Genomic DNA, 26,246 nt, shown 5'->3' with positions numbered 1-26,246 from the left:
GCGTCCGATCACTAAATCCCCAAACGCACCTTTTTGACGGCGTTCATTACTATTACGGCAAGTATAAGGGTGCAGATTGCGACAAGTCCAATGGGTTTCAAGTCCAAGTCTTTGAAAAAGAACACCCCGGCCAAAAGACCGGGGTGCTCCAAAAGGTCAGGTTGCGTTGGTTATCAAGCTGTTTCAGGCTTCCAGCGCAAAACCGGCTTACGGGCAGCCGCCGTTTCATCAAGGCGTCTGCGCGGGGTCAGGTACGGTGCATTCTTGAAGAATTCTGCATCGCCCGACTCGGCCTTGGCCACAAGCGACAGAATCGCATCACAGAACTGATCGATCGATTCCTTGGTTTCGGTCTCGGTCGGTTCGATCAGCAACGCCCCATGAACCACCAGCGGGAAATACATCGTCATCGGGTGGAACCCTTCGTCGATGATTGCCTTGGCCAGATCCAGCGTCGAAACACCGGTATCTTTCAGGAAGCCGTCGTCAAACAGGGCTTCATGCATGCAATAGCCCGGGAAGGCCACACTGAGCTTGTCCTTAAGACGCGCCAGCAAATAGTTGGCATTCAGAACCGCATCACCCGATGCCTGACGCAGGCCATCTGCACCATGGCTTTTCATATAGGTCAGGGCACGAATGAACATCCCCATCTGACCATGGAAGCCCTTCAGACGGCCAAACGGCTTCATGCCGTCTTCTTCGTCTGCGGTTTCGACCAGATGGAAACCCTCACCCTTTTTCACGACATACGGGATCGGGGCAAACGGTGCCAGTGCCTCGGAAAAGACAACGGGTCCTGAACCCGGTCCACCGCCGCCATGCGGGGTCGAGAACGTCTTGTGCAGGTTGATATGCATGGCATCAATGCCAAGGTCTGCCGGGCGCACCCGACCGACAATGGCGTTGAAGTTCGCACCATCACAATAGAAGTAACCACCCGCTTCATGCACCAGATCGGCAATCTTGCGCACATCGCGTTCAAACAGACCGCAGGTGTTCGGGTTGGTCAGCATGATGCCAGCCACATCGTCGCCAAGCTTGGCTTCAAACGCCGCCAGATCAACCCGGCCATCTTCGGTCGCCGGGATCGAATCAACTGTAAAGCCACAGGCGGCTGCGGTTGCCGGGTTGGTCCCGTGGGCTGATTCCGGCACCAGAACACGACGACGGTTTTCACCGCGTGCATCAAGGGCCGCGCGAATGGCCATCATGCCGCAAAGCTCGCCCTGCGCACCCGCTGCCGGGGACATGGAAACCGCCGGCATGCCGGTCAGGACTAGAAGCCAATGCGCACACTGATCAATCAGTTCCAGCGCACCCTGAACGGTGCTTTCGGGCTGCATCGGATGCAGATCGGCAAGACCGGGCAGACGGGCGACTTTTTCGTTCAGGCGCGGGTTATGCTTCATCGTACACGAACCAAGCGGGAAGAAACCGGCATCAATGCCGTAGTTCTTTTGCGACAGGCGCGTGAAGTGACGCACGACTTGCGGCTCCGAAAGCCCCGGAAGACCAACGTCGCTATCACGGTCAAGACCGCCAAGGCGCGATTTGGTGCCCTTTGGTTCCGGCAAATCAACGCCGGTTCGGCCGGGCTGGCCCTGCTCGAAAATCAGCTGTTCTTCAAGAACAAGTCCACGGTTGCCGGTATGGGTTGTAAAGGTCATGCCAGCGCCTCCTTCAATGCGGACGCAAGGGCCGCGATATCCTCGTCCGTGTTGGTTTCGGTGACCGCAACCAACAGGTAGTTATCCAGATCCGAACGGTTCGGATACAGGCGCGACAGCGGCACACCGGCAAGGACGCCCTTGGCAACCAGTGCTTCAACCACTTCGGCGGCCGGCTTGGAAAGCTTCACGGTGAATTCGTTAAAGAAGCTGTCATTGACCACAGATGCGCCTTCAACGGCGTCAATCGCATCGGCTGCCTTGCAGGCATTTTCATGGTTCAAAGTCGCCAGACGGCGATAACCATCTTCACCCAGCAGGCTCATATGCACCGTAAAGGCCAACGAACACAGGCCCGAGTTGGTGCAGATGTTCGAGGTCGCCTTTTCACGGCGGATATGCTGTTCGCGGGTCGACAGCGTCAGAACAAAGCCACGTTTGCCGTCCTGATCGACCGTTTCACCACACAGGCGGCCCGGCATCTGACGCACGAGCTTTTGCGTGGTGGCAAACAGGCCAACATACGGCCCACCATAATTCAGCGCATTACCGATCGACTGGCCTTCGCCGCAAACGATGTCTGCGCCAAAGCTGCCCGGTGATTTCACTGCACCAAACGCCACCGCCTCGGTAAAGACCACCACCAGAAGCGCACCCTTGGCATGGCAAAGATCGGCCAACTGGGTGTGATCCTGAATGCGGCCAAAGACGTCCGGGTACTGCACCACAACGCAAGCCGTCTGATCATCAATCAGATCGTTGAGTTCTTCGGCAGTTGCCTGATGTTCCGGATGCCCATCACGTCCGGCAACTTCGGTGTCGCTATACTGGCAATAGGTTTCGGTCACTTCGCGGTAATGCGGATGCAAACCACCCGAAAGAACTGCCTTCTTGCGACGGGTCGCACGGCAGGCCATCAGCACCGCTTCGGCACAGGATGTCGCACCATCCCACATCGACGCGTTGGCAACATCCATCCCGGTGATCGAGGCAACCTGGGTCTGGAATTCAAACAGGTATTGCAACGTGCCTTGCGCGATTTCCGGCTGATACGGGGTATAGGCGGTCAGAAACTCACCGCGCTGGATCACGTAATCAACCGTCGCCGGAACATGGTGGCGATAGGCACCGGCACCCAGGAAACTGGGCACGCTTGATGCGCCCATGTTTTTGGCGGCCAAGGCCATCATATCGCGTTCGACCTGCATTTCGCCAAGGTGGGATGGCAAATCAACAGGTGCATCAAGCAACGCGCCGTCCGGCACATCACAGTAAAGTTCATCAACCGATGATGCCCCGATGGTATCAAGCATCGCAGCACGATCAGCGCGTGTCAGTGGGAGATAACGCATGTTTTAAAGGCCTTCGACGAAGTCTTTGTAGGCAGCTTCATCCATCAGCTCATCAAGCTGGGATTCATCGGTCAGTGTCATTCTAAAGAACCAGCCATCCGATTCCGGGGCTTCATTGACCAGTGCAGGATTGTCATCGAGCTCTTCGTTAACCTCGACAATTTCACCATCGAGCGGGGCGTAAACGTCGCTGGCGGCCTTGACCGATTCAACAACTGCGGCGTCGCCATCCTTGGTCAGTTTCTTGCCAACTTCCGGCAGCTCGACATAGACGATATCGCCCAGCGACTGCTGCGCGTAATCGGTAATGCCAACGGTTGCCACACCGTCTTCAAGCTCGATCCATTCATGTTCCTGCGAAAATTTCTTAGTCATCTTCCATTGTCCCTGTTGATCAATTCAGTGCCAATGCAGCGTAGCGCCGCTCTCTCTATGATAAATTCTGGTTCTCAACCGCGGAAATAACGATGCGGCGCGAACGGAAGTTCGACCACCTCGGCCGGGCGCGCCTTGCCACGCACCATAAGATCGACCTTGGTACCCGGTTCGGCAAATTCAATTGCGACATACCCCATGGCAATCGGGCCATCGACGGTCGGGCCAAACCCGCCCGATGTAATCTCGCCGATTTCTTCGCCATCCGCGTTCAAAATCTGGGTGTGTTCGCGTGCAGGTGCCTTGCCTTCGGGCTTGATGCCGACACGTTTGCGATCCGCACCGTGTTCAAGCTGATCAAGGATCACATCCGCGCCCTTGAAACCACCCTCGGCCCGGCGACGTTTATTAATGATCCAGTTCAGATCCCCTTCAACCGGGGTCGTGGTGGTATCAATGTCGTTACCATACAGGCAAAGACCTGCTTCGAGGCGCAGTGAATCACGTGCACCAAGGCCAATCGCCTCGACCTCTTCCTCGGCCAACAGCTTGCGTGCAAGCGCCTCGGCATCGGCGTTGGGTACAGATATCTCAAAGCCGTCTTCGCCAGTGTAACCCGAACGGGTGACAAAGCACGGACTGCCAGCGATGTCGACTTCGGCAAAGCTCATGAATTTCAGATCGGCAACCGATGGTGCAAAGCGTGCCAGAACCTTGGCCGCGTCCGGGCCCTGAAGCGCCAGAAGCGCGCGGTCATCGATTTCTTCAAGCGATACACCATCGCCAAGGTTGGCACGCATGTGAACGATATCATCGTCCTTGCAGGCCGCATTGATCACCAGAAACAGGCTGTCACCCGCATTGGTAATCATCAGATCATCAAGGATCGTGCCGTCGTCCTGGGTAAACGCGGAATAGCGGGTGCGACCGGGTTTGAGGATGGCGATATCACCGGGCACAAGCTTTTCAAGCTCCGCCACGCGGTTCTCGCCGGTCAAACGCACCTGCCCCATATGGGACACATCAAACAGGCCTGCCTTCGCACGGGTATGAAGATGTTCGCCCTTCACACCAAGCGGATATTGCACAGGCATGGCATAGCCAGCGAACGGCACCATTTTGGCACCGAGTTCCACATGCAAATCATAAAGGGCAGTTTTTAGAAGTTCGGATTCTTGATCCGCCATCAGGTTCTCCAGGACAATCGTTGCGAAATATAGCCGACCAGTGGCCAACCACATTCCCCCTCTGTCTTTGGAGCCTGAAAGAATCACATCCGGGGTAGGAAGCCGGTCTGCTTACATCTTCGGCGAGGTGTTCCTGATCAGAAATTCAGGTCACCTGCTTTCCAGAGTCCCATCTCCACGCGGTCCTGTTGCCTGAGAGTTTCCGGGGTGGTTGCTCCTTCGGCGTCCGCTCATCCGATAAGGACTGCGGCCTCTCCCACGTGCATCATTTGGGTATGTTTCTGTTATACGGGTTTCCGCGCAAACCGACCAGCCCCTATTTTTCGGGCACGATCGGCCTGCCGCGTCTCAGATGACCAAACCCGAATAAAATCAATCGGTTCCGAAGCGGCGATTATACTCAAGTTGGTCCGCGCTCAGCTGGAAACCAAGATAGATTTCGTAATCCGGACCGGTCCAGACATCGTCCAGCGGCACCGACAGGGTCACCTGTTCGTCCCGGATGCGTGCCATGTTCAGATTGTCGGCAAACGCCATATTAACGTCAAACACCGACTTCTGAATGAAGGTGCCGTTCGGGTCGCGCAGGGCGACGAAATATTTAAATTGAACGTTGCGGTTCTGGGCTGCCGGTCCAAGCTCGGCGGTAATGATCGGGCTGATGATGACATCAAGTTCCTTGTCATCAAGGTCATAGCCGCAATCACCGAGGTATCCGGTAAATTCGGCTTCGACGATCACATCGGTCAGGTCACGGCCAGCACCACTGAACTGGACAAGTTTTGCCGTATCCTTTGGCAGATAGGCCGCCGGACAAACCGGGACCGGCTGTTCTTCGAACGGGTTGCCACCGCCGCATGCGCTTAGCAATCCACCAAGCGAGACCATACCCAATGCATAAACGCGCCGAAGTCCGTTACCGATTGTCATCCAAGCCTCTATCAAACCAAATGTTTTCGGGCCGCATCGCGACGACCGGCCCGCGCGCAGTCTATTCTGTCGCGGATGTCGGCACAACCCGCTTCAAAGGCCTTGGGCCGTGTAAAACGTCAAAAATTCGGCCAACCCGCACCGACCATTTACCCCAGAGTCATTGCACCGCATGATCAGGCAGGTTATGTAACGTGAATGTTTGAAAAATGCGTCGGCAACGCCCGCACGCAATTGGGAAAGCCGGACCTGTATCATGTCTGACAAAGCCAGCCTTCGGATCGTTCTTGCCAATCCGCGCGGTTTCTGCGCGGGGGTTGATCGCGCCATCGAGATCGTCGAAAAGGCACTCGAAAAATATGGCGCACCGGTCTATGTCCGCCACGAAATCGTGCATAACAAATTCGTGGTCAATCGCCTGCGCGATATGGGTGCCGTTTTCGTTGACGAACTTGATGCCGTTCCCGATGGCGTGCCGGTGATCTTTTCGGCCCATGGTGTCCCGAAATCCGTGCCCGAGGCGGCCGAAACCCGCAAACTTGAATATCTTGATGCGACCTGCCCGCTGGTCTCCAAAGTCCATCGCGGGGCGGAACGCCATCACGCCGATGGCAAACATATTCTTCTGATTGGTCACGCTGGTCATCCCGAAGTCATCGGCACGATGGGCCAGTTGCCGCCCGGCAGCATGACCCTGGTCGAGACCGAGGAAGACGCCGAAACCATCGAAATCAGCGATCCGGAAAATCTGGCCTTCGTGACCCAGACGACCTTGTCACTTGATGACACCGCCAAGATCATTGAAATCCTGCAACGGCGTTTCCCGTCAATCGCGGTGCCGAAAAAGGAAGATATCTGCTACGCCACGACCAACCGCCAGCATGCGGTCAAACTGATCGCGGAAAAGGCCGATGCCATTCTGGTCCTTGGCGCGCCGAACTCTTCGAACTCCAACCGCCTGGTCGAAGTCGCCAAGCGCGAAGGCTGCACACGGTCGGTTCTGGTCGAACGGGCAAAGGATATCGACTGGTCCAAGCTTGACGGTATTTCAAGCCTTGGCATCACGGCCGGCGCATCCGCGCCCGAAATCCTGGTCGAGGAAGTCATTGATGCCTGCCGCGAACGCTTTGACGTGACGGTCGAAACAATCACGCTGACCAACGAGAATGTCACCTTCAAACTGCCGCGTCAGCTTGCCAGCTAGGTCTGCGGACATGCTTATTTTCAGCTCAGGACGACGATAGAACTCATGGCCGTCTATACCGACGTTTCAGACGAAGATATTTCCCGCTTTGTGGCCGAATACGATATCGGTGACGTGGTGTCGTTCAAGGGGATCGCAGAAGGCGTCGAAAACACCAATTTCCTGCTTCAGACGACCAAGGCTCCTTATATCCTGACCCTGTATGAGAAGCGGGTAAATCCCGATGATTTGCCCTTCTATCTTGGCCTGATGGATCACTTGTCGGCCAAGGGACTGAATTGCCCGACCCCGATCCACGGCAAGGACGGTGTTGCCCTGCGACGCCTTTGTGGTCGCCCGGCTGCCATCACGTCTTTCCTGCAGGGCATGTCGCCCAGGCGCATTCAACCCCATCACTGTGCCGGGGTTGGCGCCGCACTGGCAGAGTTGCACTCAGCCGGTCAGGACTTCGAAATGCATCTGCCAAATGCGCTGAGCATCAAGGGATGGCGTTCGCTTTTTGACAGCTGCGCTGAACATGCCGACGATGTCGAACCCGGCCTTGGCAAGATGATTGGCGAAGAGCTCGCATTTCTTGAAGAAAACTGGCCGCACGCCCTTCCAAAAGGGGTCATTCATGCGGACCTGTTCCCCGATAACGTCTTCTTCTTTCCAAACAAGGAAGCCGTTTCCGGGCTGATTGACTTCTATTTCGCGTGCAATGACCTGTTTTGCTACGACGTTGCCATCTGCATGAATGCCTGGTGCTTTGAACCAGACAACAGCTTCAATGTAACCAAGGCCAAAAACCTTCTGTCGCATTACAGCAAGGTCCGTCCGCTTTCGGACGTCGAAAAGGCCGCCCTGCCCATTCTGGCGCGCGGCGCAAGTCTTCGGTTCCTTCTGACACGGCTGTATGACTGGGTGAATACACCCAAGGATGCGCTGGTCACCCCGAAGAACCCGCGCGAATACATCAACAAATTGCGGTTCCACCAACGTGTGGAAAACGCAACAGCCTATGGCCTGGATTAGGCACAAAGGCGGGGAACACGACAATATGACTTCAAGTAACGGTGACGATAACCGCGTCGAGATTTACACGGACGGCGCGTGCAGCGGCAATCCCGGCCCCGGTGGCTGGGGCGCTATTTTGCGCTTCAAGGGTGTCGAAAAGGAAATGTCGGGCGGCGATCCGGAAACCACCAACAATCGTATGGAAATGATGGCGGCCATCAGTGCGCTGGAAGCCCTGAAACGTCCCTGTGTCATCGATATCTACACCGACAGCAGCTATGTCCGCGACGGCATTACCAAATGGATTTTCGGCTGGCAGAAACGTGGCTGGAAAACCGCCGATAAAAAGCCGGTCAAGAATGTGGAACTATGGCAACGTTTGCTCCAAGCCCTTGAACCGCATAAGGTCGAGTGGCACTGGGTCAAGGGTCATGCCGGTCACCCGGAAAACGAAAGATGCGACGAATTGGCCCGCCAAGCCGTGCCCCGATAACGAATTTTTCGCGGTTATCGGGAAAACCGCTTGAAGCTGAGGGACTTCGCTACAAGATAAATAGCTTTGCTGGCTTGTGTCAGATAATTGAATGTTTAACGAAATCAAACTTGCGTTTTCATCAAGTTGCGGTTTGACTTGAGACTAATTCAAGGGGGTGTTGGCACCCATACAAAGGTCGAGTACATTATATTCGACTAGCCTAAAGTGGGTGTCAGGGAGAGAACGCTTGTCACGCGGATCGTACGGGTTTTTACAACGAAAGTCCTTGAGCAGTCGGCTGCTGTTTATCGCATTGCCGCTGGTTTCGCTGTTCTCGCTCGCGCTTTTCATCGTCTTTGGCTATGTCAGCTACAAGGTGCTGCGCGACGACCTGAATGGCAAAGTCGAACAGACCGCCGACATCAACGCCCGCGTTCTGGCCACACCTTTCTGGTATCTCGACGTCGATAATATTGAATCTGCCCTAAACGCCATGGCGCGCGATCGCGACATCGTTGCCGTGCAGGCACTGGGCGCAGACGGCACCGAATTTGCCCATACCGGCGTATCGCAATCCGAATTGACCGACACGCTTCGACTTTCGCGCCGTGTCTATTTCGAACGCAACAACGTCCGCCATGACGTTGGCGAACTGGTGATTTACTTCACCGACGCCCGCGTTCAGGATTTGCTGTTCCGCCGTATTGCGATCGACATGATCCTGTTCGGGCTTTTGATCTCGGTCGTGGCCGCAAGCCTTCTGATCGCCAACAAACGCTCGATCAAGGAACCACTCAACCGATTGCTGCATTCCATTCGAATGACCAAGCACGGCCGTCTGCGCCGTCCGGTGGAATGGAACAGCTCGGACGAACTCGGGCTTCTGATCCGCGAATATAATGAAATGGTCGCCCTTCAGGGGCAGGCGCAGGAAGAAGCCCAGCGCAAACAGGCCCTGCTGGAAGCAACCCTTCACAATATCGGTCAGGGCATCTGTCTGTTCGATCAGGACCTGAACCTGATGGTCTGGAACGAACGCTATATCGAATTGCTGAACCTGCCGCGCGATCTGGTCAAGGAAGGCACCCCGCTTTCCGATATCCTGCGCTATAACGGCGAACGCGGCGAATACGGCGATGTCAGCATTCAGGCACTGATTTCCGACCGCGTTGCGATTGCCCGGCGTCGTGAACCCTATCGCATGGAACGGACCCGCCCGAATGGTCGTGTCATTCAGGTTGATCACAACCCGATGCCGGGCGGCGGTTACGTTGCGACCTACACCGATATTACCGAACGTAAACAGACCGAAGCCCGCATGCGTCACCTTGCGGTCCATGACGTTCTGACCAGCCTGCCGAACCGCACCCTGTTCCTTGACCGCCTGCGTCAGGCGCTGCTGTCGGCCCGTCGTTTCCAGCGCGGCGTGACGGTTCTGTTTGTCGACCTTGACCGGTTCAAGGATATCAACGACCACTTCGGCCACGATGTTGGCGATCTGATGATCCAGGAAATGGGGCAGCGTCTGTCGCGTATCATCCGGGATTCGGATACCGCCGCCCGCCTTGGTGGCGATGAATTCGCAATCATCCAGACCGATGTCCAGAACATCGAAGACACCATCGCCCTTGCCCAACGCATCATTGACGAGCTGTGCCAGCCATTTGATTGCCGCGGCATCCGCCTGCATTCGACCGCCAGTGTCGGTATCACCCTGTTCCCGGAAGACGGCGAAAACCCCGAACAGCTGGTCAAGAACGCCGATATGGCGATGTATGCCGCCAAGGCCGAAGGGCGCAATAATTACCGCTTCTTCCTGCCGTCGATGCACGAACGGGTCAAGGAACGCAAAACCATCGAGGAAGATCTGCGCAACGCGCTCGAACACGATCAACTCGAACTTTACTATCAGCCGAAAATCGATTGCCGCACCGAACGCGTCGTCGGTGCCGAGGCGCTTGTACGCTGGCATCACCCGGAACGCGGCCTGATCCTGCCCGGCGAATTCATTTCCGTTGCCGAGGAATGCGGCCTGATCAACCGTCTGGGTGCATGGGTTCTTGAAAAGGCCTGCCGTCAGACACGCATCTGGCGCGACTCATCACTTTCCGATCTTCGGATTGCCGTCAACCTGTCCCCGGCACAGTTCCAGGATGCCGAACTGGTTGATAGTGTGACCAAGATCGTCAAGGAAACTGCCCTGCCGCATGGCACGCTGGAACTTGAAATCACCGAATCCATTCTGATGAACAACCCGGAAAAGGCCGTCTCGACGCTCAAGGAACTCAAGGAACTTGGTGTTCTGATCGCGATTGATGATTTTGGCACCGGCTATTCGTCGCTGAACTATCTCAAACGTTTCCCGGTGACCTCGATCAAGATCGACCGATCCTTCGTGAACGACATTCATGTCGATGTCGATGACAAGGCGATTGTCGATGCCGTCATCGGCCTTGGCCACAGCCTTAACCTCGAAGTCGTTGCCGAGGGCGTGGAAGAAGTCGAACAGCTTGTCTATCTGCAGGAAAAGGGCTGCGACTTTATCCAGGGCTTCCTGTTCTCCAAACCACTGCCCGCCTCGACCTTTGAAAGCTGGGTCAACGAGCGCCATGGCACCGAACAGGAAACTGTTTCAGCCAAGTCCTGATCCGGGCACATCCAAAAAGAACCGGTCGCACCCGTTGTTGGGTCCGACCGTTTTTTTGTCAGATGGTTCTGCCCGCATGGACGTTAATAAAGCGCTGCATCCCCATGCGCATCGCTGGCACCATTTGATGAAACCGCTGTTTTGTCAGATGACTTGCGATCCACAAGATCAACAATCTCGGAAATCACCTTGGCCAACTGATAATCCTTGGGGGTATAGACCGCGGAAACGCCCATCTGGCGCAGCACCAGCATATCAGATTCCGGGATAATCCCGCCGACAACGACCGGAATATGACCGGCCCCTTGGGCACGCAGCCCGTTGACCACTTCACGCACCAGCGGCACATGCGACCCGGACAGGATCGAAAGACCGATGACATGCGCGCCGTCTTCGATGGCATTGCGCACCAGCTCCTCTGGCGTCCAGCGTATGCCTTCATACAAAACCTCGATCCCGGCTTCGCCCGCCTTGACCGCAATCTGTTCGGCGCCGTTGGAATGACCATCCAGACCCGGCTTGCCGACCAGCATCTTCATACGTTCGCCAAGCTTGTCGGAAACCTCATCAACGCGTTTGCGCAAATCCTGAAGGTTTTCGGCATCCCCGGTCACGATCATCGATGTAATCCCGGTCGGCGCACGGTATTCGCCAAACACGTCGCGCAGGGTTTCCGACCACTCGCCGGTGGTGACCCCGGCATGGGCGCAGGCAATGGAACTTTCCATGATGTTGCGACCTTCGCTGGCGGCTGACTTCAAATCGGTCAGCGTGGCATCGACTTCGGCCTGATTGCGCTCTGACCGCCAGGCTTTAAGTTTTTCGATCTGGTCCTGTTCGGCCATGTCATCGACGGTCAGGATCGACTTTTCCCCCGATGTCAGCGGCGAAGGTTCGGTTTCGGTAAAGGCGTTTACACCGATCACCTTTGTCAGCCCGCTTTCGATATCGGCCAGACGCAGCGCGTTGGACCGCACCAGTTCCTGTTTCATATAGCCGCGATCAACTGCGGCAATCGCCCCGCCCATCTCATCAATCTTTGCAAGTTCTGCCCGCGCACCTTCCTTAAGCGCGCCGACCTTGCGTTCAATCGCCGGGTTGCCATCAAACAGGTCTTCATATTCCAGAAGATCGGTTTCATAGGCCATGATCTGTTGCAGGCGCAGCGACCATTGCTGATCCCATGGACGCGGAAGGCCAAGGGCCTCGTTCCAGGCGGGCAACTGCACGGCGCGCGCCCGCGCATTCTTTGACAGAACCACTGCCAGCATCTCGATCAGAATACGATAGACGTTATTTTCGGGTTGCTGTTCGGTCAGGCCCAACGAGTTGACCTGAACGCCATAGCGGAACCGGCGATATTTGGCGTCTTCGATGCAGTAACGATCACGGGTGATTTCATCCCAAAGTTCGCAGAATGCCCGCATCTTGCAGATTTCAGTAACAAAGCGAATCCCGGCATTCACAAAGAACGAAATGCGACCGACCACCTTGGCAAAGTCCTCTTCGGGCACCTGACCCGAATCGCGCACCGCATCCAGAACCGCAATCGCCGTTGCCAGCGCATAGGCCAGCTCCTGCTCGGCCGTCGCCCCGGCTTCCTGCAGATGGTAGGAGCACACATTCATCGGGTTCCATTTCGGAACCTCGCGATAGGTAAAGGCCGCGACATCCGTAATCAGCTTAAGGCTGGGCGCTGGCGGAAAAATATACGTCCCGCGTGACAGATATTCCTTGATGATGTCGTTCTGGGTCGTGCCCTGCAGGCTGGCGCGCGCGGTGCCCTGCTTTTCGGCCACCGCAATATAAAGCGACAAAAGCCAGGCGGCTGGTGCGTTGATCGTCATCGACGTGTTCATCTGATCAAGCGGGATACCGTCAAACAACGTCATCATGTCACCCAGATGGGACACCGGAACGCCGACCTTGCCGACTTCGCCGCGTGCCAGAACATGGTCAGAATCATACCCCGTCTGGGTCGGCAGATCGAAGGCCACCGAAAGCCCGGTCTGCCCCTTTGCCAGGTTCTGACGATATAGCGCATTCGATGCCTGTGCGGAGCTGTGCCCGGCATAGGTCCGGATCAGCCACGGGCGATCGCGTTCCGGCTTTGCTGCGTTGCGCTTGTTTTCCATCGACATCGCGACCTCTTGTATTTTTATTACTCAATGTCTTTACGATAATTACGCCTGAACGTTATTAAATTATCTACTAGACATCACTTGGGTAATTATATAACAATTTGTGCAACGCGATAAAAGCGAAAACAAATATCGCCCAGGTTATCCTTGCTGAAATTCCGCAGGAAACCGGGAGATGCCCGGGGAAAATAAAATAAATTCCGTGGCTTGGAGGATCCGTCGACCGCAACGCAGCATTGGTAATTTAATTACCCTGCAAACCGGATCGACCCCGAACAAGGAGTGAAGGCCATGAATACGTCTGCTGAAGTGCTGCCTTTCCGTGGCGGTCAGGAAGAAAAAGATCTTTATGAAATTGGCGAAATCCCGCCATTGGGCCATGTGCCAAAGAATATGTATGCATGGGCGATTCGCGAAGAACGCCATGGCGAGCCCGATACGGCCATGCAGTGCGAAGTTTTGCCGGTGACCCAACCCGACAGCCATGAAGTGCTTGTTCTCGTGATGGCGGCCGGGGTGAACTATAACGGTGTCTGGGCATCCCTTGGCAAACCGATCTCGGTCTTCAACGTCCATGATTGCCCGTTCCACATTGCCGGATCGGATGCATCGGGCATCGTCTGGGCGGTTGGATCGAAAGTCACCCGTTGGAAAGTCGGCGACGAAGTGGTCATTCACTGCAACCAGGATGACGGCGACGACGAAGAATGTAACGGCGGCGATCCGATGCTGTCCCCGACCCAGCGCATCTGGGGCTATGAAACACCGGACGGATCCTTCGCGCAGTTCACCTGTGTTCAGGCACAGCAGCTCATGCCGCGTCCCAAACATCTGACCTGGGAAGAAAGTGCGTGCTACACGCTGACCCTTGCCACCGCTTATCGCATGCTGTTTGGCCATCGTCCGCACATCCTGCGTCCGGGGCACAATGTTCTGGTCTGGGGCGCATCGGGTGGTTTGGGCTCGATGGCGATCCAGCTGATTACAACGGCCGGGGCCAACGCGATTGGTGTCATTTCCGATGAAACAAAGCGCGACTTTGTTCTGGGACTGGGTGCCAAGGCCGTGATCAACCGCAAGGATTTCAATTGCTGGGGACAGCTTCCCACCGTCAACGGCCCGGAATTTGGCGATTACATGAAAGAAGTCCGCAAATTCGGCAAGGCGATCTGGGACATCACCGGCAAGGGCAATGACGTCGACATCGTCTTTGAACATCCCGGCGAACAGACCTTCCCGGTATCGTGCAACGTTGTAAAACGCGGCGGCATGGTTGTGTTCTGTGCCGGCACCACCGGCTTTAACCTGACCTTTGATGCGCGCTTTGTCTGGATGCGCCAAAAACGTATTCAGGGCAGCCACTTCGCCAACCTGAAACAGGCGGCGCAGGCCAACAAGCTCGTGATCGAACGCCGTCTGGATCCGAGCATGTCTGAAGTGTTCAGTTGGGAAGACATTCCGCGCGCTCACATGAAGATGATGCGCAACGAACACAAACCCGGCAACATGGCCGTTCTGGTGCAGGCAAAGCGCCCGGGCATGCGCACCCTTGAAGAAGCAGTCGAAGGCTAGTCCCACATTAATCTTCGACTGATAGCTGGCACCCCGAGCGCATTCTCGCCCGATCTGCGCATGGGGTGCCACCACCCTTGATGCTTTGATGCACTCATAACTGATCCGCGCAATCGCCCCACAAGATTGCACGACGAGGACCTGATCCGAGGACCCGAAGAATGACGAACAACGCCCTTTTGCCTGACCTCGAACGTTTGTGCGATGACGCCCTTGCGGCACTCAGCCCGGTTTATGATGCGGCCGAATATGCGCTGCGGACAGCTGTAACGGTCGATGGCCGGGTTAATGCCGATGCCTTTGATGACAACCAGTTTGCCGCACACGGCTTTGCCTGGTTTACCACCTATGTCACCGCCCTTGGCCAGATGAAGGCATGGGCAAATCGCCTTAAGGACCAGGGCAAATTCGGCAATCTCGAACAACTGATCCTGCAATCGGCGTTTGGGGAATATCTGGCGCAGATCATCGGTGGCATTCCGATGTCACAGGGCGAGATCATCCGTCTTTCGACCCTTGGCGTTTCTGATGACCTGATTGCATCCCTTGCCGCCAACCCATCGGTCGCGACCCTTGCACGTGGTGGCAATTCCGATGCCGCACGCCGGGCGATTGCCGCTGAAATCGAAGACAGCCTTGATACCGGTCGCTTTGGCGAAACCGGTCTTGAAGACGAAACCCTTGATATGGTGCGCGATCAGTTCCGCCGCTTTGTCGAGGAAAAGGTATCGCCGCATGCCCATGGCTGGCACGAACGTGACGAGCTGATCCCGATTGAAATCGTCAATGAAATGTCCGAACTCGGCGTTTTCGGCCTGACCATCCCCGAAGAATTCGGCGGCCTTGGCATGGGCAAAACCGCGATGTGCGTTGTCACCGAGGAACTATCACGTGGCTATATCGGTGTCGGGTCGCTTGGGACACGTTCTGAAATTGCCGCCGAACTGATCCGCCTTGGCGGAACCGACGCGCAAAAGGAACATTACCTGCCCAAACTGGCATCGGGTGAAATCCTGCCGACCGCCGTCTTTACCGAACCCAATAACGGATCGGATCTGGCACACCTGCGCACGCGTGCGGTGAAGGATGGCGATACCTATAAGGTCACTGGCAACAAGACATGGATCACCCATGCCGCGCGGTCTGACCTGATGACCCTTCTGACCCGCACCAACCCCGACGAGTCCGGTTATCGCGGCCTGTCGATGCTGTTGGCCGAAAAACCACGTGGCACCGATGATAACCCGTTCCCGGCCAACGGTATGTCTGGTGGCGAGATTGAGGTGCTTGGTTATCGCGGCATGAAGGAATACGAGCTTTCCTTTGACGGGTTCGAAGTCCCGACCGAGAACCTTTTGGGCGGCGAAGAAGGACAGGGCTTCAAACAACTGATGGCGACCTTTGAGTCGGCCCGTATCCAGACCGCAGCCCGTGCTGTCGGCGTCGCCCAGAACGCGCTTGAGATCGGCATGCGTTATGCCAAGGATCGCATCCAGTTTTCCAAGCCGCTTTACGCCTTCCCGCGGGTGTACGGCAAAGTCGCATGGATGGTGGTTGAAACCATGATCGCCCGCCAGCTGACCTATTTCTCGGCCTTTGAAAAGGATCAGGATATCCGCTGCGACATTGAGGCCGGCATGGCCAAGCTTCTGGGCGCACGCGTCGCATGGTCGAATGCTGATAACGCCCTGCAGATTCACGGCGGCAACGGCTATGCGCTTGAATATCAGATCAGCCGCGTGCTGTGTGATGCGCGCATTCTGAACATTTTCGAAGGGGCTGCCGAAATTCAGGCACAGGTGGTCACGCGCGGCATTCTGACCCGGTGAACGACATAACATTCTGAAATACTGATGAAATTCTCATCCGAACCGTGGCCCCTGTGAACAACGAGGGCAAACTTGGCCCGCCAACACTGGCGGGCCTTTTTCCATATCAACCTAAAGTATGATATATTTTGGACTTACCAGTAGTGATACACTCCCCAAAAGCACACACAGACCACTGAAAGTCTGTGAAAAAATCGGGCCAAAAGGTCCGCCGGGAATAAGGGAGAGAATGGCAAATGAATCACAGCTCTGCAATGCCAGAAAGTACAATCTATGCGCGTATAAATGCCGCCACGGATTTGTTTGCGCAACATGGAGAACAGCTTGCAGAAAATCTGGTCACCGAACTGTTGGGGACCGGCCAAAGCAGTGCTGCGCCAAGTGATCCGCAACATCATGTTGCCGAACTGTCCCGACGTTTTGCAACACTGATCAATGCAAACAGCTCCGATGCATTCAACCAATGCTTTAACGAGCATGTTCTGGCCAATGCGGTCATCGGACTGGCTCCCGATCATATTGTACTGGCCTACCACAAGGTTTCGGCACTTTGCGCAACGCTTGCCGCGCGGTCCAAGGGCGGCACTGCGGCGGCTGATGCGGCGCGATGCCTGCTGATGGCCGATATGGGCAGCCTGATATCGGCGCGCCAGACCGTTTTGGCCAACCAGCGCTCCGCCTCTGAAATCCAGTCGATGTCGGAAATCATCGAACGTGAAACCGACAATATCATTTCCGAGGTCGGCTTCCAGGCCGGGCGCACCAATGACGTGGCGCAGGCCATGGAAAGTGACGCCAGTGAACTGTCCCAACTGGTCGAACGCATCACTGCCACCACGGAAGTCGCCAGCAGCAATGTCGCAACCGTGGCATCCGCGACCGAGGAATTGCAGGCATCCAGCCACGAAATTGCCGAACGCATCCACAAAACCAATGACATTGCCAGTCAGGCCGTCACCCGCGCCCAGGAAACATCCACCACCATGGGCAGCCTGTCGGAAACCGCGACCGAAATCGGCAAGGTTGTTGATATCGTCAAACGCATTTCTGATCAGACCAAGATGCTGGCACTCAACGCCACGATCGAGGCCGCGCGCGCCGGCGACGCTGGCAAGGGCTTTGCGGTCGTCGCCAACGAGGTCAAAAACCTCGCCACCCAGACCGAAAAAGCCATCCTTGATATCAACGCCCAGATCACCGCCATTCAGGGCGCCACATCCGAGGCGGTTACCGCGATTGAGGGCATCGGTGGCGCGATTGACGAAGTCAGCCAGCTTTCAAGCGATATCTCGGCATCGGTCGAGCAACAAACAGCGGCGATCGCCGAAATCTCGACAAGTGCGCAGGAAGTCTCCACCCACATGCAGGGCATTTCCGGCGACATCGAACTGGCCAGCCACAAATCGCACAATGCCAGCCAGACGGCGGAAAACCTTCGCATTCTGTCTTCGAATATCCGCAATGATATCAACGAGATGGAAACGCGCTTCCGCATGGTTCTGCGCAGTGCAGACAACACCAACCGCCGTCACGAAGAACGGGTTCCGATTGCGGTTGATATCAAGGTCGACTTTGGCAACGGTGATGTGCGCCAGGGTGTGACCGCGGACATGTCGCTTGCCGGCCTGCTTGCGCGTATTGATGCCAGCGAAGATGACCGCAACAAAGCAATCACGATCACGATGACCGATGGCACCCGGCTTAAGGGGACGGTCAAAGCGTACTCGACACTCGGAACCCACATCCAGTTCACCGAAATCGACGACGAAGCAACCAAGGTCATTTTGGGACTGCTTAAGAAAACCCACGAACATGACGCCAAGATTGCCGATCTCGGCAAGCAATTGGCCGGCGAGTTGGGCAAGGTTCTTGAAGGCGGTTTGCGCAGTCATGAATTCACCCATGATGATCTGTTCAACACCCGCTACGAGCCGATTGACGGCACCGATCCAAAACAGTTCATGACACCCTACGTACCCTTTACCGACCGCAATTTCACCCCGCTGCAAGAAGCCATTCTTGCAAAGGACGAACATATTGTCTTTGCCGCCGGGGTGGATACCAACGGCTATCTGCCGACCCACAACAAGGTTTACAGCCAACCGCAAAGACCGGGCGAACCCGCTTGGAATATGGGCAACTGCCGCAACCGGCGCATCTTTGATGACCGTGCCGGTCTGATGGCCGGGCGCAACACCAAGCCCCACCTGCTGCAGACCTATTTCCGTGACATGGGCAACACCGTCGTCTTCATGAAGGAATGCGACGTGCCGATCATAGTCAATGGCGAACAGTGGGGCAACCTTCGGATCGGTTACAAATCCTAGGCATTGCCAAACCAATCTGGATAACGAGCAAACGAAAAGCGGGCGGTTCCATAACGGACCGCCCGCACTCTATTCAGCGCCAAACTCTGGTTTTCCTATCTGAAATCAAACAGCTCCTGATGGAAGGCATCGCTGTGCAACCCGGCGGCCACCAGATCGTTTTTGACATCTTCGCCAAATTGGCGCGGCCCACAGAACCAGACCTGGGCTTCTTGCCAATGAGCCACATCCGAACGGATTTTCTCGCCGGTCAGGAAACCGTCACGCGCATCGCGCCATTCGTGCAAGCGAACACCGGCACGCCGGGCAAGATCGTTGATCCGCGCCATCAGTTCAGGATCGCAATGCGGCGCAACCTGATAAAAATCGATCTCAAGCTTTGCCGGATTGGCCACCAGATCCTCAAGCCAGGCAACAAACGGCGTCAGTCCTATTCCGCCGGAAATCCAGATCTGATGGCGTTTTTCCCGATCCAGAACAAAGGTGCCATAAGGCCCCTCAAGCCGCACCCGGTCGTCCGGCTTCAATGTTTCGTAAAGCTTGCTGGTATAGTCGCCTAGCTTCTTGGCGATAATGGTCAGGCCCGGAACCCCGTCGCGCCAGGCAGACGCAATGGTAAACGGATGCGCTTCGTTGCTATTGCCAAACCGGACAAAGGCGAACTGCCCGGCAAGGTGGCCTTTCCACCCGCCATCCGATCTGATCGCGATCTGAAGCGATTTCATTTCCGGAAGATAATCGACGTCAATCACCTCGCCGGTGGATCGGCGCCCGGCCCCGATTTGGCCAAACAGCACAATGATGGATGACACCGTGCCCACCAGCAACATCACCGCCAAAACATAGCCGACCGGCGTCGCCCAGTTGGTGAAATCAAGCAAAACGATGCTGTGATAAACCAGCACAAGATAGATCACGGCCAGAACCGTGTGTGTTCTGGCAAACCAGCGATACGGGATGCGCTTGATCAACGCGATCAGGATCAAGGCAACGGCAATATAAAACGCCCATTCCCCGACCGTTTCCGCCATCCCGCGCTGCTCATTAAACAGCGATTGCGCCCAATGCAGGCCCGCCCCATCCGGCCTTGACCCACGCCGGCCCCGTTCCAGAAGGCCAAGCGCAACACCCCATTTCGGCGCCATCCGCCAGGTCCAGTGCAGGGTCGCAACGATCAGCACAGCAATGCCAAGCCACTTATGCAGGCGATACGCCTTGTCCAACCCGCCCAACCGTCGCGTCAGCCACACAGGCCGAACCGATAACAGCAAGATCAGGCTCATCATGCTGATCGCAAGGAAGCCTGAATACTGAACCATAAAATGGCGAAGGCTGATGAAACTGGATGCCGCAAAAAGATCGGGATTTGAAACCAGCCAGATACCGGTCACCGCCAGAACGAACCCAACAAAGACCTTTGAAATCGTTCTCATGACCGGCCTCCATCCTCAAATGAGTGATGCCGTGGGCGATTGAGCGCAAATATTTGCGCGCGCCCCGACATCAACCCATTAAGGTTACCAGACCGCACCGGGTGGTTCGTTGCGATTCGTCAGTTCAGCAAAATTGATCAGCTGTGCGATTGCAGGATCGCTTGGGCAATTTCGCGTTCGACATCTTCCGGATAGGGATAAAAGCCCGGCTTGAATGATGCCGCCCCGCCCGATGCCAGCCAGTCGATCCCGCGGATCAGAATGGCCGAGAACGGATCAAACAGATCCTTGCCCGATCCCCCCATGCCGGGTGCAAGGTTAAGTAGGCTGCCGCGGTTCAGAAGATACACCTCGCGGCTGTTATCCAGCTCGAACCGTTCGATATGGCGGCGCATTTTCGTGCGCGTCTGGGTATCCAGCCATTTGACGTCAATCTCTGTATTGGAATGCCCGACATTGACCAGGATCGCGCCGCGGCGGCACTGTTTGATCTGCGCCGCACCCAGAATGCCCGAAAGGCCGGTGGCGGTCACAATGATCGCGTTTTCTTTCAGGCCATCTTCAAGGCTGACAACCCGGCAGCCATGATGCTGCGCCTCAAGCGCGCGGACCGGATCGCGTTCGGCGACCGACACCACCGCCCCCAGATTGCGCGCGCGTTCGGCCACCCCGCGCCCGACCGGGCCAAACCCGATCACAAGGACGGAGCGGCCATAAAGCGCAAGCCCCGTCACATTCGAAAAGACCGGCCACATTTCCTGTGCAACGTGGTGGCGGTTATGCAGGCGGTCCTTGATGGCGATATCGTTCCAGTTAAACACCGGGAAGGAATAATCAAGCTTCTCAACGCGATGCACACCAGTCGTGGTCGCTTCAAGCGCGCCGTCGACCTTGTGACCTTTTTTGACAAACGCCTCAATCAGCTCCCCGCCCATATCGGCAATGATGTCAGCGGGCTCGGACGACAGGATATCGATGCTTTGGGCATATTCATCGGGCGTCATGCCGGAAAAGGCATGGACCTCGACCCCATGGGCGGCAAGGTAGGCGGCGGCCGCATCATCAGTACTATCAGGGTTACATGCGCCAACCTTGACCTTGGCCCCGGCCTTCACAAACGGCAGCAATGTGGGAATGGTGTCTTCAAGAACGTGCTGGAAACTGACGATGGTTTTGTCGCGCAGATCACGCTTGGCGACATAGTTTCCGTATTTTGCCGTCACCGGGCAAATTACCTCGCGCCAGGCAAGGGTCTCGTCAGTGATCTGTTGGGCAAGGGCGGCGTCCTTGATGCGGCTGGTCATGAATTGGTCTCTTAACTTCGTGGGACAATGAATGCCCTCCTAATTAAGGCCAGCCTGACCGGATGAAAAGCATTTGTCTCCATCCGGTCAAAATCAACGGGGATTAATCGCGGGCCGGGATGTTCAGTCCACGCTGAACGGCCGGACGATCAAGACCGCGCTCCAGCCATGCCGGAACGTTTTTAAATTCGTGATAATCAACAAGACTACCCGCGTCATAGAAACCGATCAGGTTGCGCACCCAGCCAAGCGAAGCAATGTCGGCAATGCTGTATTCGTCGCCCATGATCCAGTCACGGCCATCAAGGCGGGTTTCAAGCACACCCAGAAGCCGCTTTGATTCCTTGCGATACCGATCCAGCGGACGCTTGTCCTCGATCTCCTTGCCGGCAAACTTGTGGAAGAAGCCAAGCTGCCCAAACATCGGACCAAGCCCGCCCATCTGGAAATACACCCACTGGATCGCCTCAATGCGCTTGGTCGGATCGACAGGCAGCAACTTGCCGGTTTTTTCCGCCAGATACTGAATGATCGCACCCGATTCAAACAGACCAAGCGGCTTGCCATTTGGTCCATGCGGATCAATGATCGCCGGGATTTTGCCATTCGGGTTCAGCGACAGGAATTCCGCCGTCCAGGTTTCGTCTTCGCCGATATTGATCAGATGCGGCTCATAGTCCAGACCGGTTTCTTCCAGCATGATCGAAACCTTCACCCCGTTGGGCGTCGGCAGGGAATAAAGCTGGATAACGTCCGGATTTTGCGCAGGCCAGCGTTTGGTAATCTCGAAGCTCGACAGATCAGCCATGATAAAGCCCTTTTGAAATCGTTATAGTGTTGACCATAACATTTAGATGATCCTTCGAAATGCGCCACCGGAAATCTGGCAACTTATTGTTTCCTGTCCGGTGCTCGCTGCTTTGGAACCTTACAAAAAAACAAAACCGGCCTGCGTGAATCAGACCGGTTTCGTCTTCTGCGACTGCTCGTACCAGGTGACTGCGAACCACCGATTGGCTTGAATTACCAGGCGCGGTATTTCAGGAATTTACCATCAAGGGTAATGACAACGCGGTCCCCCTTCGGGTCTTCCTTGCGCTCGATATACATTTCGTAGTCGATCGCGCTCATGATGCCGTCGCCGAATTTCTCGTGGATGATTTCCTTGATGGTCTCGCCGTAAACACCGACGATTTCATAAAGGCGATAGATCGCGGGATCGGTCGGCACTGCCTGATCCCAGATCTTCATCGGGCATTCCTGCATGACAGCCGATGCTTCGGGCGGCAGGTCAAACAGGGCGACCAGCATGTCGGCCTTGTCCTTTGGCGCGGAAATCATGCCAAAACAGACCGAAGTCGTCCACACCGGCGACATGCCGATCTTGCTGGCAACTTCTTCCCAGCCAAGGCCTTTGGCCTTTTTGGCTTCGATGATCATTTCTTTGACATCTGCTTTTTTCACAGCTTTTCTCCTTCTAAGTAATCAGCGTGCAGGTGATTTATTCCACCGGGCTGGTGGCCGGTTTGCGGTTGTCTTTGGGATCTGAAACCACCCCATGTGCGCCAAAACGCACGATGGATGGCTCGCTTGGCGTGCCTTCCTCCTGCTTGCCGGCAAGCGCCTTTGAGCGGGTGGCAAGGAATTCGACCAAGTGGTTTCGGATGTCGTAATAGTCGGAATGGTGAATGATGTTGGCCCGTTCGCGCGGGCGCGGGATATCAACCTGAACCGATTCTGCCACACGGGCATAGGGCCCGTTGGTCATCAGCAAAATACGATCCGCCAACAGGATGGCTTCATCCACATCATGGGTGATCATAAAGACCGTCTGGTCCGACCCCGACCAGATGCGGATCAATTCATCCTGAATGCTGCCGCGTGTCAGGGCATCAAGGGCCCCGAACGGCTCATCCAAAAGCAACAATTCCGGCTGGATCGCAAAGGCGCGCGCAATTGATACACGTTGACGCATACCACCCGACAATTGCGACGGCTTGCGAAGCTCCGCCCCGCCAGCCAGCCCGACCATTTCCAGATACTTCATCGAATGGTCGTGAACCTGTTTCTTGCTCCAGGATTTGTATCGGGCCTGAACGGCAAAGGTGACGTTCTTAAGCGCTGATAACCACGGCAGCAGGGAATAGTTCTGAAACACGATCCCGCGATCAAGGCTGGGACCCGACACTTCCTTGCTATTCATGATGACCGCCCCTTCGGTCGGTTCATCAAGACCAGCCAGGATGTTCAGGATCGTCGATTTGCCACAGCCGGAATGGCCGATGATGCAAACAAACTCCCCCTTCTCGATCCCCAGATTGACGTTTTCAAACACCGTCAGGGCTTCACCGCCCTTGGGCGCCTGAAAACGTTTGGTCAGGTTCTGCAAACTCAGGAATGGTTTCGACATATCAGGTCTCCTTATTCCTGGTACTGCACAAGACGTGCGCAATAGGCAAACGCGGTATCAAGCAACATGCCGACAACACCGATCATCAGGATCGAGAACACCACGCTGGTCAGATCAAGGTTGTTCCATTCGTTCCAGACGTAGTAGCCAATCCCCGTCCCACCCACGAGCATCTCGGCGGCAACAATCACAAGCCACGCAATGCCGATTGAAATCCGCATGCCGGTCAGGATGGTCGGGGCCGCAGCCGGAAGGATGACAATCCAGGCGGTTTTGAGTGGGCCCAGTTCATGGGTACGCGCCACATTGACCCAGTCCTTGCGAACCCCCGCCACACCAAAGGCGGTATTGATCAACATCGGCCAGATCGAACAGATGAAGATCACAAAGATCGCCGATGCCTGACTGTCCTGAATGACGAACAGCGCAAGTGGCATCCATGCCAGCGGGGAAATCGGGCGAAGGACCTGAATAAACGGATCAAGCGCCTTGTACATCAGGGGCGACATCCCGATCAGGAACCCGACCGGAATGGCAATTGCCGCCGCAAGGAAATAACCGCTCAACACGCGATAAAGCGAATAGCCGATCTGAATGCCAATGCCCTTGTCGTTGGGACCGGCGTCATAGAACGGATTGCTGAGCTCCTCCCATGCCTTGGCGATCACATCCGAAGGGGGCGGCACAGCGGCCTTTGGCTCTGCCCCGCCCATCAGAAGTTCATATTCCGTAAGTTCGCCAGCGAGTTGTTGTTTTGGGCTGGCGGCCTCCCAAAGACCAAGGAAGACCGCCAGAAGTACAAGTGACAACACCAACGCCCTGGCATTGAGCGATGCCAGCATATCAGCTTACCCCTTTGCCGATGGCAAAGCTGTTGACATAGGCTTCAGGCTGATCGGGATCGAACGTCTTGCCCATGATGGTATAGCTTTTGTAAGTCTCGGTCGGCGCTTCATAGCCAAGCTCTTTCATGATCTTGGCGCAATCGCTCGCGACATAGACTTCTTCGGCGATCTTCTTGTAATCGACATCGCCCTCGATATAGCCCCAGCGCTTCATCTGGGTCAGGATCCAGACACCCATCGAGTGCCACGGGAACGGATCGAAATCGATGCGATCCGGCACGTTTTTGACCTCGCCCAGACCATCGGCGTAACGACCGGTCAGGACTTGCTCGATCACCGGAACCGGCTGGTTCAGATAGTTCGCCGGTGCGATCGCAACCGAGATTTCCTTGCGGTTTTCCGCCTTGGCGGCGTACTGGGTCGCATCCACGATGGATTTCAAAAGCGCGCCATAGGTGTTCGGCAGCTCTTCGGAAAACGCTTTGGAACATGCGAATGCACAGCACGGATGGCCTTCCCAGATATCCTTGGTCAGCGTGTGCAGGAAGCCGATCTTTTCCCAAACCGCACGCTGGTTAAACGGATCGGGTGACAGATAACCATCAAGGTTACCGGCACGCAGGTTTGCCACCATCTCGGGCGGCGGAACGACACGGATCTGGATGTCTTTGTCCGGGTCCAGGCCATGCTCGGCGACGTAATAGCGCAGCAGGAAGTTGTGCATCGAATATTCGAACGGCACACCGAACTTGAAGCCCTTCCACTGCTTGGGATCACGTTTATCAAGGTGATCGTTATGCAGGACAATCGCCTGACCATTGATGTTTTCAACGGCCGGCATCAGGAACGGCGTTGCGGTCGAACCCGCCCCCATCGAAATCGCCAGCGGCATCGGGGTCAGCATGTGCGACGCGTCATATTCATTGTTCAGCGACTTGTCGCGGGCAACTGCCCAACCGGCTGTCTTGATGACATCAACATCAAGGCCGTATTTCTCATAAAAGCCCATCGGCTGGGCCATGATGATCGGCGTTGCGCAGGTGATCGGCACAAAGCCGATATTAAGCTTGGATTTTTCCGGCGTGCCCAGATCATCAAGGATGGCCGCCTTGACCTTGTCGATTGGCAGGACCGAGGCAAGGGCTGCCATCATGGTGCTGCCACCGACCATTTTGGCAAACGATCGACGCGAAATGTCGTTGTGACCAAACACCGAACGCACAATTGCGCTGTCGATGGCACGATCAAGCATTTCTTCGCTGCTTTCCGGCGTTTTGGCGTCCATATCGCCCATATCACTATGGGCCTGCATGCTGGCCAAATCGTGTTTTACGCCATGGTCATGGTCTTTATGTGATGCATGTGTATGCCCATCTTTTGACGAACAGACATCACAGCCGCATGATTTGCTGTGACGCAGATCGGTATCGCCACTAAATGGATTGCCCAGACTTTTGACTGACATGTGATCACCCCCTGTGTTGTTACGCCGCCAGAAAGGCAGCACCAGATGTTCACAGTCCCCACAGCAACGGGCGTGCCATTTTGT

General features: G+C 55.8%; 20 protein-coding genes and 2 riboswitches. Of the genes, 7 read left to right on the top strand and 13 right to left on the bottom strand.

Translation table 11 applies throughout. The features are described from left to right. Positions 1–173: 173 nt before the first annotated feature. From gcvPB to WBY09_RS04155, 5 genes are all read right to left on the bottom strand, one after another. Positions 174–1,670: an aminomethyl-transferring glycine dehydrogenase subunit GcvPB gene (gene gcvPB, locus WBY09_RS04175; protein WP_197146041.1), complete on the bottom strand. Its 1,497-nt coding sequence runs from the start codon at positions 1,668–1,670 to the stop codon at positions 174–176. Further along, entirely contained in the window at positions 1,667–3,022 is a 1,356-nt protein-coding gene (gene gcvPA, locus WBY09_RS04170; RefSeq protein WP_210515033.1) for an aminomethyl-transferring glycine dehydrogenase subunit GcvPA, read from the bottom strand. The genes gcvPB and gcvPA overlap by 4 nt, the downstream gene beginning before the upstream one ends. Before the next feature lie 3 nt (positions 3,023–3,025). Beyond that, positions 3,026–3,397 (bottom strand): glycine cleavage system protein GcvH, encoded by a 372-nt coding sequence (gene gcvH / locus WBY09_RS04165; protein ID WP_008889187.1) that lies wholly within the window; start codon positions 3,395–3,397, stop codon positions 3,026–3,028. 74 nt (positions 3,398–3,471) lie between these two features. Next, positions 3,472–4,584 carry a glycine cleavage system aminomethyltransferase GcvT gene (gene gcvT / locus WBY09_RS04160; RefSeq protein WP_197146043.1) on the bottom strand — a complete coding sequence of 371 codons (1,113 nt, stop codon included), beginning with the start codon at positions 4,582–4,584 and terminating at the stop codon, positions 3,472–3,474. A 59-nt stretch (positions 4,585–4,643) separates the two neighbouring features. Next, positions 4,644–4,751, bottom strand: a riboswitch (glycine riboswitch). A gap of 3 nt (positions 4,752–4,754) precedes the next feature. Then, positions 4,755–4,853: riboswitch (glycine riboswitch) on the bottom strand. Positions 4,854–4,956: 103 nt separating this feature from the next. Next, a complete protein-coding gene (locus tag WBY09_RS04155; RefSeq protein WP_063088556.1) occupies positions 4,957–5,514 on the bottom strand; it encodes a hypothetical protein in 558 nt (185 codons plus the stop codon). A 256-nt stretch (positions 5,515–5,770) separates the two neighbouring features. On the opposite strand from WBY09_RS04155, the gene ispH reads away from it, so the two are divergent. The 4 genes from ispH to WBY09_RS04135 all read left to right on the top strand — a co-directional run bounded on the left by ispH (position 5,771) and on the right by WBY09_RS04135 (position 10,836). After that, positions 5,771–6,718, top strand: a complete 948-nt coding sequence (gene ispH, locus WBY09_RS04150; RefSeq protein ID WP_008889184.1) for a 4-hydroxy-3-methylbut-2-enyl diphosphate reductase — start codon at positions 5,771–5,773, stop codon at positions 6,716–6,718. Positions 6,719–6,763: 45 nt separating this feature from the next. After that, positions 6,764–7,732, top strand: coding sequence for a homoserine kinase (locus WBY09_RS04145; RefSeq protein ID WP_008889183.1), 969 nt, complete (start codon positions 6,764–6,766; stop codon positions 7,730–7,732). A gap of 25 nt (positions 7,733–7,757) precedes the next feature. Further along, positions 7,758–8,207, top strand: coding sequence for a ribonuclease HI (gene rnhA / locus WBY09_RS04140; protein WP_008889182.1), 450 nt, complete (start codon positions 7,758–7,760; stop codon positions 8,205–8,207). Between the two features lie 268 nt (positions 8,208–8,475). Further along, complete coding sequence (locus WBY09_RS04135; RefSeq protein WP_008889181.1) at positions 8,476–10,836, top strand: putative bifunctional diguanylate cyclase/phosphodiesterase; 2,361 nt, start codon at positions 8,476–8,478, stop codon at positions 10,834–10,836. Positions 10,837–10,919: 83 nt separating this feature from the next. On the opposite strand, the gene WBY09_RS04130 is transcribed toward WBY09_RS04135, so the two are convergent. After that, positions 10,920–12,977, bottom strand: a complete 2,058-nt coding sequence (locus WBY09_RS04130; protein ID WP_197146044.1) for a protein meaA — start codon at positions 12,975–12,977, stop codon at positions 10,920–10,922. 291 nt (positions 12,978–13,268) lie between these two features. On the opposite strand from WBY09_RS04130, the gene ccrA reads away from it, so the two are divergent. From ccrA to WBY09_RS04115, 3 genes are all read left to right on the top strand, one after another. Next, on the top strand, positions 13,269–14,549 hold the full coding sequence (gene ccrA / locus WBY09_RS04125) for a crotonyl-CoA carboxylase/reductase (RefSeq protein WP_063088554.1): 1,281 nt from the start codon (positions 13,269–13,271) through the stop codon (positions 14,547–14,549). Between the two features lie 161 nt (positions 14,550–14,710). Beyond that, positions 14,711–16,378 (top strand): acyl-CoA dehydrogenase family protein, encoded by a 1,668-nt coding sequence (locus WBY09_RS04120; RefSeq protein ID WP_197146045.1) that lies wholly within the window; start codon positions 14,711–14,713, stop codon positions 16,376–16,378. 236 nt (positions 16,379–16,614) lie between these two features. Then, entirely contained in the window at positions 16,615–18,705 is a 2,091-nt protein-coding gene (locus WBY09_RS04115) for a methyl-accepting chemotaxis protein (RefSeq protein ID WP_336232073.1), read from the top strand. A 95-nt stretch (positions 18,706–18,800) separates the two neighbouring features. On the opposite strand, the gene WBY09_RS04110 is transcribed toward WBY09_RS04115, so the two are convergent. The 7 genes from WBY09_RS04110 to WBY09_RS04080 all read right to left on the bottom strand — a co-directional run bounded on the left by WBY09_RS04110 (position 18,801) and on the right by WBY09_RS04080 (position 26,162). Continuing rightward, complete coding sequence (locus WBY09_RS04110; protein ID WP_336232072.1) at positions 18,801–20,138, bottom strand: ferredoxin reductase family protein; 1,338 nt, start codon at positions 20,136–20,138, stop codon at positions 18,801–18,803. Positions 20,139–20,275: 137 nt separating this feature from the next. Then, the gene (locus WBY09_RS04105; RefSeq protein WP_336232071.1) at positions 20,276–21,442 is read right to left on the bottom strand and encodes an adenosylhomocysteinase; all 1,167 of its coding nucleotides are present in this window, start codon (positions 21,440–21,442) and stop codon (positions 20,276–20,278) included. A 103-nt stretch (positions 21,443–21,545) separates the two neighbouring features. After that, the gene (locus WBY09_RS04100) at positions 21,546–22,250 is read right to left on the bottom strand and encodes a glutathione S-transferase N-terminal domain-containing protein (RefSeq protein WP_336232070.1); all 705 of its coding nucleotides are present in this window, start codon (positions 22,248–22,250) and stop codon (positions 21,546–21,548) included. A gap of 215 nt (positions 22,251–22,465) precedes the next feature. Continuing rightward, positions 22,466–22,906 (bottom strand): cyanase, encoded by a 441-nt coding sequence (gene cynS, locus WBY09_RS04095; RefSeq protein WP_336232069.1) that lies wholly within the window; start codon positions 22,904–22,906, stop codon positions 22,466–22,468. Between the two features lie 37 nt (positions 22,907–22,943). Continuing rightward, a complete protein-coding gene (locus WBY09_RS04090; RefSeq protein WP_336232068.1) occupies positions 22,944–23,852 on the bottom strand; it encodes an ABC transporter ATP-binding protein in 909 nt (302 codons plus the stop codon). Positions 23,853–23,863: 11 nt separating this feature from the next. After that, positions 23,864–24,694, bottom strand: coding sequence for a nitrate ABC transporter permease (ntrB, locus tag WBY09_RS04085; protein WP_008889171.1), 831 nt, complete (start codon positions 24,692–24,694; stop codon positions 23,864–23,866). A gap of 1 nt (position 24,695) precedes the next feature. Beyond that, positions 24,696–26,162, bottom strand: coding sequence for a CmpA/NrtA family ABC transporter substrate-binding protein (locus tag WBY09_RS04080; RefSeq protein ID WP_336232066.1), 1,467 nt, complete (start codon positions 26,160–26,162; stop codon positions 24,696–24,698). Positions 26,163–26,246 lie beyond the last annotated feature (84 nt).

The organism is Thalassospira sp. CH_XMU1458, assembly GCF_037027205.1.
Lineage (GTDB): Bacteria > Pseudomonadota > Alphaproteobacteria > Rhodospirillales > Thalassospiraceae > Thalassospira > Thalassospira tepidiphila.
This window is presented reverse-complemented; position numbering and strand designations above follow the sequence as displayed.